Source organism: Variovorax sp. E3 (assembly GCF_016082275.1).
Lineage (GTDB): Bacteria > Pseudomonadota > Gammaproteobacteria > Burkholderiales > Burkholderiaceae_C > Variovorax.
The window spans coordinates 1-14,601 of sequence record NZ_MOWM01000095.1 but is presented as its reverse complement, the minus strand read 5'-3'; the positions used below and the strand labels follow the sequence as shown (position 1 = coordinate 14,601).

The window sequence follows — 14,601 nt, the reverse complement described above, 5'->3', positions numbered from 1 at the left end:
CAAGCGCCCCGCCGATGAGTCATCCCAAGATCGTCATCATTGCGGGGCCGAACGGCGCGGGAAAGACCACCTTTGCCCGCGCTTTTCTTCCTCAAGAAGCGCAGTGCCCGCGCTTCATCAATGCCGATCTGATCGCCGCTGGCCTGTCGCCTTTTGCGCCGGAGGCCGAGGCGATCAAGGCCGGCAGATTGATGCTGGAAGAAATTGCCGCCTGTGTCGGCCGCCGGGAGAGCTTCGGCTTCGAGACGACGCTGTCCGGGCTCGGCTATCTGCGCCATGTCCGCGCGTGGCGTGCATCGGGCTACCACGTGAAGCTTTTCTTCCTGGCGCTGCCGACGGCAGAATTGGCGATTGCCCGCGTCGCGGAGCGGGTCAGGCAAGGTGGGCACCACATTCCCGAAGACGTGATTCGCCGCCGCTTCGAGGCGGGCCGGCTGAATTTCAAGGACCGTTACCGCACAGCGGTAGATGCCTGGGCGCTGTATGACAACGCCGGCGAAGAGCCGGCTCTCATCGAATGGGGTGAAGCACCATGACCAGTGATCAATTGGCGCAGGCAAAGGACAAGGATCTGGCGGCCTCCGTGGTTGCCATGCGCCGCGCCGCGCGTGCGGCGCGCGAGGCGGCGGTGCGCACGGACACGGCCATCGTGATCCAGCGCGACCAGAAACCGGTGCGCATCACGGCCGAGGAATTGCGCAGGGCCGGCGTGAAGTAGGCGCCCGGTTGGGTAGACTGCGCGCCGCCCCGATTCCTCCAAAGGCCCGCCCCCCATGCTCACCGTCCACCACCTCAACAACTCGCGCTCGCAGCGCGTGCTCTGGCTGCTCGAAGAGCTCGAACTGCCCTACGAGATCGTTCACTACCAGCGCGATCCGCAAACCATGTTGGCGCCCGCTTCGCTGCGGGCCGTTCATCCGCTGGGCAAGTCACCGGTGGTAACGACGGATGACGGGCTCACGCTCGCGGAGTCGGGGGCGATCGTGGAGACACTCATCGAGCGCTTCGGCAACGGCCGCCTCGCGCCCGCGCCGGGCACGCCGGATGCGGTGCGCTATCGCTACTGGCTGCACTTCGCCGAAGGCTCGGCGATGTCGCCGTTGCTGCTCAAGCTGGTGTTCGACCGCATCGAGACGACGAAGATGCCGTTCTTCGCCAAGCCGATCGCCAAGGCCATCGCGAGCAAGACGAAGTCGGCGTTCATCCATCCGAACATCGTGAGCCACCTGAACTTCATGGAATCCGAACTCGGCAAGAGCGAGTGGTTCGCGGGCGACGCGTTCACGGGCGCGGACATCCAGATGAGCTTTCCGGTGGAAGCCGCGCAGGCGCGCGGCGGGCTCGACGCGAAGCGCCCGAAGCTCATGGCCTACCTGGAGCGCATCCACGCGCGCCCGGCCTACAAGCGCGCCCTGGAGCGCGGCGGCCCCTACGGCCTGCTGAGCTGATCGGTCAGAACACCTGCAGCAGCGCCACCGTCATGGTGATGTAGCGCAGGAATTTGCCGATCGCCATGTAGGCCACGCACGGCCAGAACGGCAGCTTGAGCCAGCCGGCCACGGCGCACAGCGGGTCGCCCACCAGCGGCAACCAGCTCAGCAGGCAGGCCTTCGGGCCGAGCTTCTCGAGCCAGCCCAGAACTCGCACATGGTGTTTCGAGTGCGAGTATTTGTCGGCCACCTTGTGCGCGCCGTAGCCCATCCACCAGTCGACCGCGCCGCCCAGCGTGTTGCCCACCGTCGCCACCGCGATGGCCGGCCAGAACATGTCGGGGTTGAGCTTGAGCAGGCCGAACAGAAAGGGCTCGGAGCCCACCGGCACAAGGGTCGCCGAGACGAAGGCCGCGACGAACAAGGTCGACAGACCGTACTGCGGCAGCGCCAGCAGCGCCATGAGGGAATCGAGCCAGGCTTGCATAGGGACGGGCAGTATAGGCAGCGCCCGCGTCGCATTCGCGTGGGAGAAGGCCCCGGAGCGCACCGGTGTTTACACGGGTACCCGGGCGCAAATCGTTTCAGTCGCTGAAATGCCACGTGGCTACAATCGTGCCTCATTTTTCAGCAGCCGAACGCGCACCGCTCCCTTCCAAATGACCTTGCAGATCGGCACCCACACGCTGGAAAACCGCCTGTTCGTCGCGCCCATGGCCGGCGTGACGGACCGGCCCTTCCGCATGCTGTGCCGCGAACTGGGCGCGGGCTACGCGGTCAGCGAGATGGTCACGTCGCGCAAGGAGCTGTGGGGCACGCTCAAGACCTCGCGCCGCGCCAACCACGACGGCGAGCCGGGCCCCATCGCGGTGCAGATCGCCGGCACCGACGCCGACATGATGGCCGAGGCCACGGTCTACAACATCGAGCGCGGCGCGCAGATCATCGACATCAACATGGGTTGCCCGGCCAAGAAGGTCTGCAACAAGTGGGCCGGCTCGGCGCTGATGCGCGACGAGCCGCTGGCGCTCGAAATCGTGCAGGCCGTGGTCGATGCCGCGCAGCCCTTCAACGTGCCGGTCACGCTGAAGATGCGCACCGGCTGGAGCCACGACCACCGCAACGCCGTGAAGCTGGCGCGCGACTTCGAATCGGCCGGCGTGCAGATGCTCACCGTGCACGGCCGCACGCGCGAGCAGGGCTACAAGGGGCACGCCGAGTACGACACCATCGCCGCCGTGAAGGCCGCGGTGCGCGTGCCGGTGGTGGCCAACGGTGACATCCGCTCGCCCGAGAAGGCGCGCGACGTGCTCGCCGTCACCGGCGCCGACGCCGTGATGATCGGCCGCGCCGCGCAGGGCCGGCCGTGGATCTTTCGCGAGATCGCGCACTTCCTGGAAACCGGCACGCACCGCGCGCCGCCGCTGGTGGCGGAGGTGCGCCGCTTGCTGCTGGACCACCTCGTGGAGCACTATGCGCTGTACGGCGACTACAGCGGTGTGCGCACGGCGCGCAAGCACATCGGCTGGTACGTGCGCACCTTGCCCGGCGGCGAAGAATTCCGCGGCCGGATGAACACCATCGAGGACTGCGGCGAGCAGCTGCGCGCGGTCGGAGACTATTTCGACGGGCTCGCGGACCACATGGACCGCATGCCCGTACAGCACCTGGCGGACGGGGATCCGTCGGGTGAAGAGGAGGCGGCTTGCGCCGTCGATTGAGAGGAAAAGAAGAAGCAATGAGCAAGAAACACATCGAGGACTGCGTGCGCACCAGTCTGGACAGCTACTTTCGCGATCTGCGCGGCACCGAACCCGACGGCATGTACGAGATGCTCGTGCGCGTGGTCGAAAAACCCTTGCTCGATGTCGTCATGACGCGCGCCGAGGGCAACCAGTCGAAGGCCGCGCAATGGTTGGGCCTGAATCGCAACACCCTTCGCAAGAAGCTGGTCGAGCACAAACTTTTGAAATAACTCCACGGCATATCCATGGCTCAGACTGCACTCATTTCCGTATCCGACAAGACCGGCATTCTCGAATTCGCCCAGGCGCTGCACGCGCTGGGCATCAAGCTGCTGTCCACCGGCGGCACCGCCAAGCTGCTGGCCGACGCCGGCCTGCCCGTGACCGAGGTCGCCGACCACACCGGCTTTCCTGAAATGCTCGACGGCCGCGTGAAGACGCTGCACCCGAAGATCCATGGCGGCCTGCTGGCGCGCCGCGACGTGCCCGCGCACGTGGCGGCCATCAAGGAACACGGCATCGACACCATCGACCTGCTGATCGTGAACCTCTATCCGTTCGAAGCCACCGTGGCCAAGCCCGGCTGCACGCTGGAAGACGCCATCGAGAACATCGACATCGGCGGTCCGGCCATGGTGCGCAGCGCGGCCAAGAACTGGAAGGACGTGGGCGTGCTCACCGACGCATCGCAGTACGCCGTGGCGCTGGCCGAACTGAAGGCCGGCGGCAAGCTCAGCGACAAGACCAAGTTCGCGTTCTCGGTGGCCGCGTTCAACCGCATCGCCGACTACGACGGCGCGATCAGCGACTACCTCTCGGCCATCGACTTCGACGCCAGCATCGGCCAACCGGCGCCCACGCGCTCGCTGTTCCCGGCGCAAAGCAACGGCCGTTTCGTGAAGGTGCAGGACCTGCGCTACGGCGAGAACCCGCACCAGCAGGCCGCGTTCTACCGCGACCTGTACCCGGCGCCCGGCTCGCTCGTGTCGGCCAGGCAGCTGCAAGGCAAGGAGCTGAGCTACAACAACATTGCCGACGCCGATGCCGCGTGGGAATGCGTGAAGAGCTTCGACGTGCCCGCGTGCGTGATCGTGAAGCACGCCAACCCCTGCGGCGTGGCCGTCGGCAAGGACGCGGCCGAGGCCTATTCGAAGGCCTTCAAGACCGACCCGACCTCGGCCTTCGGCGGCATCATCGCCTTCAACCGCCCGGTCGACGGCGCCACCGCGCAAGAGATCGCCAAGCAGTTCGTCGAAGTGCTGATGGCGCCGGGCTACACGCCCGAGGCGCTCGAAGTGTTCCAGGCCACCAAGGCCAAGCTCAACGTGCGCGTGCTCGAAATCGCGCTGCCCAAGGGCGGCACGACCGACTGGGACAACGGCCGCAACGCCATGGACGTCAAGCGCGTCGGCTCGGGCCTGCTGATCCAGACAGCCGACAACCACGAGCTGTCGATCAACGACCTCAAGGTGGTCAGCAAGAAGCAACCCACGCCGCAGCAACTGCAAGACCTGCTGTTCGCATGGAAGGTCGCGAAGTACGTGAAGAGCAACGCGATCGTGTTCTGCGCCAACGGCATGACGATGGGCGTGGGCGCGGGCCAGATGAGCCGCCTCGACTCGGCGCGCATCGCCAGCATCAAGGCCGAGCACGCCGGCCTGTCGCTGAAGGACACGGCCGTGGCCAGTGACGCCTTCTTCCCGTTCCGTGACGGCCTGGATGTGGTGGTGAACGCGGGCGCGAGCTGCGTCATCCAGCCGGGCGGCTCGATGCGCGACCAGGAAGTGATCGACGCCGCCGACGAGCGCGGCGTGGTCATGGTGCTGTCAGGCGTTCGCCACTTCCGGCATTGAGCCCACCCCAGGCTTCGCGCACTGCGTGTCGCTTCTCCTTCCCCCTCGAGGGGGCAACACCTGCGGCCCGGCAAAGCCGGTTCCGCGGTGTTTCTGGCGCTGACTGTCTACTCGTGGTTGCCGAACCGGTACTTCACCTGGAAGGTGAGGGCGCCGTACAGCCGGTTCTTGATGGTCGGCACGTAGGCGATGTTCAGGCCCCAGTTCTTGCCTTCGATGGCGGCCGTCGGAATGATGGCCGGGAACCAGTTGCCGTTGCGGTAGTTGGGGTAGCCGTCGAAGCCGCCGACCACCGCGCCGAACTTCACGCCGTAGAACTCGAAGGGCAGTACATACAGCCCGAGGTAGTTCGACTGCTTGCGGTCGCTGTTGTGGAAGGTGCCCGCCGTGATGCGGTAGGTGTCGCTCAGCGGGTACTCGAAGCCCAGGCCCTGGTTGACGTTTTCCAGGCCCTTGCCGCTGTCGAAGTGCGCCGAGTAGAAGCCGGGGTTGACCCAGATGTTCTTCGGCTCGAAGGACTGTGCCAGCGAGAGGCCCGGAACAGCAACGGCCAGAAGGGCCGCCAACACCGGCAGCGTGCGCAAGGGGGTCATGGGCTGGAGCGTCCTCGATATCTGTCTGGCGGTCCGCTTCGGTGGCGGCCGCTTCTTCTTGATTCCCTGGTGCCGCGCCCGCGAAGTTCGTTGGCTTCGTCGAGTGCCGGGGCAATATACACGGCGCTGTCTCGAAATTCGTGACACCGCGCGTGGTGTTGCGTGGCCGGCCCAGGCGGCCCGTCAGCGCTTCCTGAAGATGTCCCGCGCGGCCTCGACGGTGGCGGCGATGTCGTCGTCGGTGTGGGCCGCGCTCACGAAGCCCGCTTCGTAAAGCGCCGGCGCGATGTAGACGCCGCGGTCGAGCAGGCCGTGGAACAGTGCGTTGAACTGCGCGTTGTCGGTGGTCATCACGGTCGCGTAGTTCTGCGGCAGGTCCTTCATGAGGAAGAAGCCGAACATGCCGCCTTCGCTGTCGGCGTTGAAGGGCTGGCCCTCGGCGGCGGCCGCGGCCTTCAGGCCGTCGACCAGCGAGCGCGTCTTCTGGCCGAGCGCCTCGTAGAAGCCGGGCTTGGCGATTTCCTTCAGCGTGGCCAAGCCGCAGGCCGTGGCCACCGGGTTGCCCGACAGCGTGCCGGCCTGGTAGACCGGGCCCAGCGGCGCGAGCTGTTCCATGATGGCGCGCGGGCCGCCGAAGGCCGCCAGCGGCATGCCGCCGCCGATGACCTTGCCCAGCACCGTGAGGTCGGGCTTGATGCCCAGCACGCCCTGCGCGCCGTGCAGGCCCACGCGAAAGCCCGTCATCACTTCGTCGAACACCAAGAGCGCGCCGTGCTGCGTGCACAGCTCGCGGCAGCGCCTGGCGAACTCGGGGGTGGCGCGCACGAAGTTCATGTTGCCGGCAATGGCCTCGATCATCAGGCAGGCGATGTCGTGGCCGTGCAGCGCGAAGGCTTCTTCGAGCTGCTGCAGGTTGTTGTACTCGAGCACGATGGTGTGCTGCACCACCTCGGGCGGCACGCCGGCGGAGGTGGGGTTGCCGAAGGTGGCCAGGCCCGAGCCGGCCTTGACCAGCAGCGCGTCGGCATGGCCGTGGTAGCAGCCCTCGAACTTGATGATGCTCTTGCGGCCGGTGGCGCCGCGCGCCAGGCGCAGCGCGCTCATGGCGGCTTCGGTGCCCGAACTCACGAGGCGCACCATTTCCATCGACGGCACCAGCGCGAGGATGGCCTCGGCCAGCTCGATCTCGCGCTCGGTCGGCGCGCCGTACGAGAAGCCTTCGAGCACCGCCTTCTGCACCGCCTCGACCACGGCGGGGTGGCCGTGGCCCAGGATCATCGGGCCCCAGGAGCCGATGTAGTCGATGTAGCGCTTGTCGTTGGCGTCCCAGAAGTAGGCGCCTTGCGCGCGCTGGATGAAGCGCGGCGTGCCGCCCACGGCCTTGAAGGCGCGCACGGGCGAGTTGACGCCGCCGGGGATCACGGCGCGGGCGCGTTCGAAGAGGGTGTCGTTGCGGTCGGTCATCGGGTCGGGTCGGTCAATCGGTCTGTCGGTCAATCGGTCTGTCGGTCAATGGCGGGTGTCGTGGGGAGGCAGGGCGAAGTCCTGCGGGGCGTCGGGATCTTCATCGTCTTCGTCGTCTTCGGGTTCGGCCCAGAACAGGCGGTCGGGCAGCACGTGGCCCATGCCGGGGCGAAAGCCCGCGTCGAGGCAGCGGTCCATGTAGGCCAGCGCTTCGGAGGTGGCGGCCACCAGGTCGGTGCCGCTGGCCAGCAGGGCGGCCAGCGCGGCCGACAGGGTGTCGCCGGCTCCGGCGAAGACGGCCTCGAGCCGCTCGTACTTCTCGCTGGCGAGCACCGACTGCGGCGAGGCCAGCACGTTGTCGATGAACTGGTCGGGCAGCACCAGGCCGGTCACCAGCGTGTAGGGCACGCCGAACTCGCCGGCGCCTTGGCGATGTCGCGCGCAGTGGGTGGCCGCTCTCCGTTCCAGTCCGGCAGCAGCCAGCGCCACAGCGTGCTGTGGTTTCCTACCAACACCGTGGTCTGGGGCAAAACCAGTTCGCGGAAGGCGTCCAGATAGGGCTCGATGAGGTTTTCGTCCCACCACGACAGGTTGGGCATGTAGGCCACCACGGGCACCTCGGGGTAGTCGGCGGCGGTCTCGGCGATGGTGCTCAGGGCGTCGGGCGTGCCGACGAAACCGACCTTGATCAGCTGCACCTCGACGTCCTCGAGGATCGAGCGCGCCTGCTCGGCGATGGCCTCTTCGTCGAAGGCGAAGTGGTCGAAAATCTCGGCCGTGTCCCGGGCGTAGGCGCCAGTGACGACGGGCAGCACGTGCGCCCCCACCGAGGCCATGGCCAGCGCGTCCGCGCCCAGGCCGCCCGCGCCGCTGGGGTCGCTGGCGTTGAAGACCAGCACGCAGGGCGGATTCAGGTCGCGCTCGGCCACCTCGTCCCCGGCCTGCGAGGGGTCGTTAAGATCGCCCGGTTTGCGGGCGTTATCTGCTGGAAGTAAGTAGATGGTCATACGCCGGGCTGGATCCCCTGGATGGTGGCATAGGCGCGACGTTTACGGTCCGCCAGTGAGATACGCATAGATACACTCGTTGCATTTAATGAACAAGGACTTTAAGCTCCGATGAATACGAAAACTTGGATGTGCCTGATTTGTGGGTGGATCTATGACGAAGCGGTTGGTGTACCAGAGGACGGCATCGCGGCAGGCACGGCCTGGGCCGATGTGCCGATGAACTGGACCTGTCCTGAGTGCGGTGCGCGCAAGGAAGACTTCGAAATGGTGGAAATCTGAAAGCATGGCATAGATAGAGCTACGCGGTCTGCGTCGGTGTTCGGCGCGGCGGGCTTCCAAGTCTCATGAGCAGGAGCGTTTGCAATGGGCCCGAATGGATCAGGTTACAAGGTGCTTGTCATCGACGACAGCAACACCATCCGGCGCAGTGCCGAGATTTTTCTGAAGCAGGGCGGGCACGAGGTTCTTCTGGCGGAAGACGGGTTCGATGCGCTCTCCAAGGTTAACGACCACAAGCCGCATCTGATTTTCTGCGACATCCTGATGCCGCGGCTCGACGGCTACCAGACCTGCGCCATCATCAAGCGCAACGCTCATTTCTCCAATGTACCCGTCGTCATGCTGTCTTCGAAAGACGGTGTATTCGACAAGGCGCGCGGCCGCATGGTCGGCTCCCAGGACTACCTGACCAAGCCTTTCACCAAAGACCAGCTGCTGCAGGCCGTGCAGCAGTTTGGCATCGTTCAACAGGAAGTGCAGTAATGCCCATTCGAAAAATCCTCGTCGTCGACGACTCCAAGACGGAGCTCGTCTTCCTCACCGACCTCCTCCAGAAGAACGGCTTTGCCGTCAAGACCGCCGAGAACGCGGACGACGCCATGCGCCGCCTGGAAGAAGAGCACCCCGACCTGATCCTGATGGACGTCGTGATGCCCGGCCAGAACGGCTTCCAGCTCACGCGCGCCATCGCACGCGACCCGAAGTACGCGGCCATCCCGATCATCCTGTGCACCAGCAAGAACCAGGAAACCGACCGCGTCTGGGGCATGCGCCAGGGCGCTCGCGACTACATCGTCAAGCCGGTCAACGCGGCCGACCTGATGTCCAAGATCAGCGCGCTGAACTGAGCGAAAGCCTGCCGAGTCCATGGCGAATCGCGATGCTCTGAGAGCCTTCCAGTCCCGGCTGGCGAGCCGCCTGCAGGCCGCTCGCACCACCGGCGTGGCCGCGACGTGGCTGGCGGTCGAGGCGGGCGAGGGCAAGTTCCTCTTTCCGCTGGGGCATGCCGGCGAAATCTTTCCCTGGACGCCGCCGCAGCCCGTGCCCTACACGGCGCCGTGGTTCCTCGGCGTGGCCAACCTGCGGGGTGGCCTTTACGGCGTGGTGCAGCTGTCGGCCTTCGCCGCCGGCGGCGCGGGCGCACCGCAAGCCGCCTCCGAGGCGGCGCGCATCCAGTCGCGGCTCGTTGCCTTCAACGAGCTGCTCGAAGTCAACTGCGCATTGCTGGTCGATCGACTGGCGGGGTTGCGGGGCGCGGAAGCCTTCACGGCCTCCGAGCCTCCGGGCGCAGAAGCACCTGCCTGGCACGGGCATCTGTACACCGACGCGGCAGGGGAGCGCTGGCAGGAAGTCAACCTGCAGGCGCTTTCGCAGCAACCCCAGTTTTTGAGTATTGGTGCGTAGTGCCCCGGCACCCCGTACCGGCAACCACCTGAAGGACCGACCGTGAGCTCGATCGCCGACAAGTTCAAGAAATTAATCCCCACCAACGGGAACGACAAGGCCCGCGTCGACGGCTCCGGTTCGATATCGATCGACGATGTCGATACGGTCCAGGTCCCGGACGAAAAACCGTGAGGCTCGCCAAGAAGGGCAGCGCCGACACCAGCTTCGGCGACATCGAGCAACTGCCCGGCGGCGGCGACGCCGCCAACGAGCCCGGCGCCGCCGCGCTCGAAGCCGCGCCCGACAGTACCGGTGGCCGCGCGGGTGCCAACCCCGCCCGGCAGCAGCGCGTGCTGGCGATCCTGCTGGCGGTCGTGGTGCTGTTGCTGCTGCTGGTGGCCGGCTCCGCCATTCTTCGCGCGGAACGCCTGGCGCAGCAGGTGGCGGCCACCGGCCAGTCGCTGATGCAGTCGCAGCGTCTTGCCAAGTCGATCTCGCAGGCCCTCGTGGGCAGCGCCTCGGCGTTCGTCGAAGTGAAGGACAGCGCCGACGACCTCTCGCGCCGCGTGGCGGGCCTGACCAACGGCGACGACGCGCTGCGCCTGGAGCGCGTCGGCAACCAGTACGACGAGGAGATGAACAAGATCAATCCCCTGGTCACCCGCGCCGACACCAGCGCCAAGGCCGTGCTGGCCCAGCGCCAGATCCTGACGCAGGTGGGCGCCGCCTTGCGCGACATCAACCAGCAGTCGTCCACGCTGCTCGAAATGACGGAAACCGTCGCGTCGCTGAAGATGCAGCAGAACGCCACGCTGCCCGAGATCTCGGCCGCCGGCCAGCTCGTGATGCTGACGCAGCGCATCGGCAAGTCGACCAACGAGTTCTTCACGGTCGAGGGCGTGAACCCCGACGCCGTGTTCCTGCTCGGCAAGGACTTGAACACCTTCCAGGAAACCACGCGCGGCCTGCTCGACGGCAACGCCCAGCAGCGCTTCCCCGGCTCGAAAGACCCGCAGACGCGCCAGCAGCTCGAGGCCATCCTGAAGACCTACGAGCAGATGCGCACGCAGGCTTCGGCCATTCTGGGCAACCTGCAGGGCCTGGTGGCGGCGCGCGAAGCGCAGGCGTCCATCCTGACCGACAGCGAGCCGCTGCGTAAGTCGCTGGGCGACCTGCAGGACAAGCTCTCGGCCCGTACCGGCCTGGGCGCCGGCACCATCGTGCTGCTGTTCGTGCTGTCGCTGGCCGCCCTGGCACTGGCCGGCGCCATCGGTTTCGTGCAGGTGCGCGAAGGCCGCGAACGCGCCGTCGTCGCCGAACGCGAGCGTCTGGCCGCCGAGCAGGCTTCCGAAGAAGCCGGCCGCGTGAACAACGCCAACCAGGCCGCCATTCTTCGGCTGATGAACGAACTGCAGACAGTGGCCGAAGGCGACCTGACGCAGGAAGCGACCGTGACCGAGGACATCACCGGCGCCATCGCCGACTCGGTGAACTACACGGTGGAAGAACTGCGTTTGCTGGTGGGCAACGTGCAGAACACGGCCACCCGCGTGGCACAGACGACGTCGCAGGTGGAAAGCACCTCGACCGAGCTGCTGGCCGCCTCGACCGAACAGCTGCGCGAAATTCGCGAAACCGGCCAGTCGGTGCTGACCATGGCCGAGCGAATCAACGGCGTGTCCTCGCAAGCGCAGGAGTCCGCCACGGTGGCGCGCCAGTCGCTGCAAGCCGCATCGTCGGGCCTGCAAGCCGTGCAGAACGCCATCGGCGGTATGAACTCCATCCGCGACCAGATCCAGGAAACCTCCAAGCGGATCAAGCGCCTGGGCGAGTCGTCGCAAGAAATTGGCGAAATCACCGAGCTGATCTCGGACATTACCGAGCAGACCAACGTGCTGGCGCTGAATGCCGCCATCCAGGCCGCGTCCGCCGGTGAAGCCGGCCGGGGCTTCTCGGTGGTGGCGGAAGAAGTTCAGCGACTGGCCGAACGCTCCGCGGACGCCACGCGCCAGATTTCTGCGCTGGTGAAGGCGATTCAGACCGACACCCAAGACGCGGTGGGCGCCATGGAGCGTTCCACGCAGGGTGTGGTCGAAGGGGCCAAGCTGTCCGACAACGCGGGTACCGCGCTGTCCGAGATCGACCGCGTGTCGCGCCGCCTTGCAGACCTCATCGAGCAGATTTCGCAATCGGCCTCCCGCGAAGCCGATTCGGCCAACGTGGTGGCCGCGAACATCCAGCACATTTTTGCCGTGACGGAACAGACCGGCGAAGGCACGCGCACCACGGCCCAGCAGGTGCGCGAACTGTCGCAGATGGCCGAAGAACTGCGCCGCTCTGTCGCCCGTTTCAAGATTGCCTGACCCACAAGATAGATAAGAACGGCGAGCACCCAACGTGTCGATTCAAACCCCTGCCACGGCCCCCCTCGCCGGCACTGTGCCGGCCACCGAAGACCTCGGGCCGTTGGCCTGGGTGCTGGGAGAAATCCAGAAATCCCTCGACGGTGTCGGCAAGTCGTTGCGGCGCTTCGTGCGCGACGTGGGCGCGGCCTCGGAGCCCGAGAGCGGCCCGCTGCAAATGGCCCGCCAGCAACTGCACCAGGCCGTCGGCGCGCTGCAGATGGTGGGGCATTCGTCGCCCGCGCTGGTGCTCGGCGCCATCGAGTTCGCGGTGCAGGGCTTCATTGCCGAGCCGCAGCGCTGCACCGATGCCGCCGTGCAGAAAATCGAGCGTGCCGGCTTCGCCGTCACCGACTTCCTCAACGCCCTGCTGGCCGGCAAGCCCGTGTCGTCGGTGGCGTTGTTCCCCCAATACCGCGACGTGCTGGAGCTGGTCGGCAACGAGCGCGTGCATCCCGCCGACCTGTGGGGCGCCACGTGGCGCTGGGTCGAGATCAAGCCCGCGCTGACGCAGGCCGCCGTGGCCTACGACCCGTCCGTGCGCTCGCGCCTGGACCGCGAGGTGCTGCAGCTGGTCAAGACCGGCGACACGCAGGCCGCGCGGCGGCTGCATGCGCTGTGCCTGGGGCTCGGACGCGGCGCGTTGCTGCCCCGCGTTTCCAGTTTCTGGACGCTGGCCGCCGGCTTCTTCGAGGCACTGGCGCTGGGCCTGGTTCCGGCCGACTCGTACGTCAAGCGCGCCGCCTCGCGCGTGCTGCTGCAATACGCCACGCTGGCGCGCGGCGACAGCCTGGTGTCCGACCGCCTCGGGCAAGACCTGCTGTTCTTCTGCGCGCAGGCCGTGCCCACCGCGCGCGACGAGGCGTCCACGCTGCGCACCGTGCGCAGCGCCTGGGGCATCGCCAACGAGCCGCGCGTCGACTACACGGTCGAGCAGTTCGGCCGCTTCGATCCGCTGGTGCTCTCGCAGGCCCGCAAGCGCATCGAGACCGCCAAGGAAATGTGGTCGGCGCTCTCGGGCGGCGACGTCACCCGCACGCGCCAGGTGGCCGACACCTTCGCGCAGCTCGGCGAGTCGCTGCAGAAGCTGCATCCGCCGAGCCTGCCGATGGTGCAGGCGCTGACCCACGCGGTCGAGGCCTCGCTGCGCTCCGGCCAGCCGCCCGACACCGAACTGGCGATGGAAGTCGCCACCTCGGTGCTCTACCTGGAAGCCGCGCTCGAAGACCTCGACCCGAGCGACCCGCAACTCACGGCCCGCACGCTGCAGCTGGCCGGCCGCATCGAACGCGTGCAGGGCGGCGGCCATTCCGAGCCGCTCGAGCCGTGGATGGAAGACCTCTACCGCCGCGTGAGCGACCGCCAGACCATGGGCACCGTGGTCGACGAGCTGCGCAGCCACCTGAGCGAACTCGAGAAGTCGCTCGACCAGTACTTCCGCCGGCCGGCCGAAAAGGGCCTGCTGCGCACCGTGCCCACGCAGCTGATGCAGATGCGCGGCGTGTTCTCCGTGCTCGGCCTGGACCAGGCCGCGCTCACCGTGCAGCGCATGCGCGACGACGTCGAGGCCATGCTCGTCAGCACCTCGCCGGCCGAGGAAATGGCCGGCTTCGACGCGCTGGGCAACAACCTGGGCGCGCTCGGCTTCCTGATCGACATGCTGGGCTACCAGCCCGCGCTGGCCAAGCGCCTGTTCGTGTTCGACGCCGAAGCCGGCGAACTCAAGCCGCTGATGGGCCGCCAGGCCACCGACAGCGTGCCCGAAGACGGTTCCGCCGCCGGCCCGGCCCCGGCGGCCGAAGCCGTGCTGAGCATCGAGGAAGTCGACGCGCAGATCGCCTCGAAGCTCGCCGCGCTCGCCACGCCCAACCGCAAGGCCAAGGTCTCGCCGATCGAGGAATTCAGCAACAAGGCCGACAGCTGGACGAACAAGATCTCGGGTCCGTCGGCACTGCCCGACACCGAAGTCACCGAGCTCGAAGAAGACGACCTGCAAAACATCTTCCTGGACGAAGCCCGCGAAGTGGTGCAGAACGGCCTGGCCGCCATCGCCGAGCTCGGCAGCTACCCGGACGACACCGAAGAACTCACGATCCTGCGCCGCGCCTTCCACACGCTCAAGGGCAGCTCGCGCATGGTCGGCCTCACCGACTTCGGCGACGCCGCCTGGTCGCTCGAGCAGGTGCTCAACACCTGGCTGGCCGACCAGCGCGCCGCCACGCCCGAACTGCTGGCCGGCACCGAAAGAACGCTGCACGAATTCAGCGAGTGGGTCGAAGCCATTGCCGCGGGCCAGCCGCACGGATGGAAAGCCGCCTCGTTCAGCCGCGTGGCCAACGCGCTGCTGGCCGGCGAGCCCGTGCCCCCGCCGGTGCGCGTGGCCGATGCCGAGGCCCTCGCGGTCGCTGCGCGCCACATCGCCGCCGAACCGCCGGCAAC

The 14,601-nt window shown here is 67.1% G+C and carries 16 protein-coding genes and 1 pseudogene; 13 read left to right on the top strand and 4 right to left on the bottom strand.

Going from position 1 to position 14,601, the window contains the following annotated elements; translation table 11 throughout:
* Positions 1–14 precede the first annotated feature (14 nt).
* From BMG07_RS26495 to BMG07_RS26485, 3 genes are read left to right on the top strand one after another with little or no spacing between them, the layout of a single operon-like run.
* On the top strand, positions 15–536 hold the full coding sequence (locus BMG07_RS26495; RefSeq protein WP_198087042.1) for a zeta toxin family protein: 522 nt from the start codon (positions 15–17) through the stop codon (positions 534–536).
* Positions 533–718, top strand: coding sequence for a hypothetical protein (locus tag BMG07_RS26490; RefSeq protein WP_198087041.1), 186 nt, complete (start codon positions 533–535; stop codon positions 716–718). Before BMG07_RS26495 ends, BMG07_RS26490 begins: the two co-directional genes overlap by 4 nt.
* A gap of 55 nt (positions 719–773) precedes the next feature.
* Positions 774–1,448, top strand: coding sequence for a glutathione S-transferase (locus tag BMG07_RS26485; RefSeq protein ID WP_198087040.1), 675 nt, complete (start codon positions 774–776; stop codon positions 1,446–1,448).
* A 4-nt stretch (positions 1,449–1,452) separates the two neighbouring features.
* Here the strand turns inward: BMG07_RS26485 and BMG07_RS26480 are convergent, their stop codons facing one another.
* The gene (locus BMG07_RS26480; RefSeq protein WP_198087039.1) at positions 1,453–1,917 is read right to left on the bottom strand and encodes a YqaA family protein; all 465 of its coding nucleotides are present in this window, start codon (positions 1,915–1,917) and stop codon (positions 1,453–1,455) included.
* Between the two features lie 172 nt (positions 1,918–2,089).
* Between BMG07_RS26480 and dusB the strand changes: the two genes are divergently transcribed.
* Genes dusB through purH form a run of 3 tightly spaced genes read left to right on the top strand, consistent with a single transcriptional unit; the run spans position 2,090 to position 5,028 of the window.
* Positions 2,090–3,151: a tRNA dihydrouridine synthase DusB gene (dusB, locus tag BMG07_RS26475; RefSeq protein ID WP_198087038.1), complete on the top strand. Its 1,062-nt coding sequence runs from the start codon at positions 2,090–2,092 to the stop codon at positions 3,149–3,151.
* 17 nt (positions 3,152–3,168) lie between these two features.
* Positions 3,169–3,405, top strand: coding sequence for a Fis family transcriptional regulator (locus BMG07_RS26470; RefSeq protein WP_007838304.1), 237 nt, complete (start codon positions 3,169–3,171; stop codon positions 3,403–3,405).
* Between the two features lie 15 nt (positions 3,406–3,420).
* Positions 3,421–5,028, top strand: coding sequence for a bifunctional phosphoribosylaminoimidazolecarboxamide formyltransferase/IMP cyclohydrolase (gene purH, locus BMG07_RS26465; protein ID WP_198087037.1), 1,608 nt, complete (start codon positions 3,421–3,423; stop codon positions 5,026–5,028).
* A gap of 107 nt (positions 5,029–5,135) precedes the next feature.
* On the opposite strand, the gene BMG07_RS26460 is transcribed toward purH, so the two are convergent.
* From BMG07_RS26460 to BMG07_RS26450, 3 genes and pseudogenes are all read right to left on the bottom strand, one after another.
* Positions 5,136–5,621, bottom strand: a complete 486-nt coding sequence (locus BMG07_RS26460) for a hypothetical protein (protein WP_198087036.1) — start codon at positions 5,619–5,621, stop codon at positions 5,136–5,138.
* A 183-nt stretch (positions 5,622–5,804) separates the two neighbouring features.
* Positions 5,805–7,085, bottom strand: coding sequence for a glutamate-1-semialdehyde 2,1-aminomutase (gene hemL / locus BMG07_RS26455; protein ID WP_198087035.1), 1,281 nt, complete (start codon positions 7,083–7,085; stop codon positions 5,805–5,807).
* 45 nt (positions 7,086–7,130) lie between these two features.
* Positions 7,131–8,092 (bottom strand): annotated as a pseudogene (locus tag BMG07_RS26450) (hydroxymethylpyrimidine/phosphomethylpyrimidine kinase).
* 111 nt (positions 8,093–8,203) lie between these two features.
* Between BMG07_RS26450 and BMG07_RS26445 the strand changes: the two are divergent.
* From BMG07_RS26445 to BMG07_RS44295, 7 genes are all read left to right on the top strand, one after another.
* Complete coding sequence (locus BMG07_RS26445; protein ID WP_007838397.1) at positions 8,204–8,374, top strand: rubredoxin; 171 nt, start codon at positions 8,204–8,206, stop codon at positions 8,372–8,374.
* Positions 8,375–8,458: 84 nt separating this feature from the next.
* Entirely contained in the window at positions 8,459–8,857 is a 399-nt protein-coding gene (locus tag BMG07_RS26440; RefSeq protein ID WP_021012487.1) for a PleD family two-component system response regulator, read from the top strand.
* A complete protein-coding gene (locus BMG07_RS26435) occupies positions 8,857–9,222 on the top strand; it encodes a response regulator transcription factor (protein WP_081271090.1) in 366 nt (121 codons plus the stop codon). The genes BMG07_RS26440 and BMG07_RS26435 overlap by 1 nt, the downstream gene beginning before the upstream one ends.
* 19 nt (positions 9,223–9,241) lie before the next feature.
* A complete protein-coding gene (locus tag BMG07_RS26430) occupies positions 9,242–9,778 on the top strand; it encodes a chemotaxis protein CheW (RefSeq protein ID WP_198087034.1) in 537 nt (178 codons plus the stop codon).
* A gap of 42 nt (positions 9,779–9,820) precedes the next feature.
* Positions 9,821–9,952: a hypothetical protein gene (locus BMG07_RS42815; protein ID WP_269759398.1), complete on the top strand. Its 132-nt coding sequence runs from the start codon at positions 9,821–9,823 to the stop codon at positions 9,950–9,952.
* Positions 9,949–12,123: a methyl-accepting chemotaxis protein gene (locus tag BMG07_RS26425; RefSeq protein WP_198087033.1), complete on the top strand. Its 2,175-nt coding sequence runs from the start codon at positions 9,949–9,951 to the stop codon at positions 12,121–12,123. Before BMG07_RS42815 ends, BMG07_RS26425 begins: the two co-directional genes overlap by 4 nt.
* Positions 12,124–12,157: 34 nt before the next feature.
* The coding region (locus tag BMG07_RS44295; protein ID WP_198087032.1) for an Hpt domain-containing protein at positions 12,158–14,601 on the top strand (2,444 nt) is incomplete at its 3' end.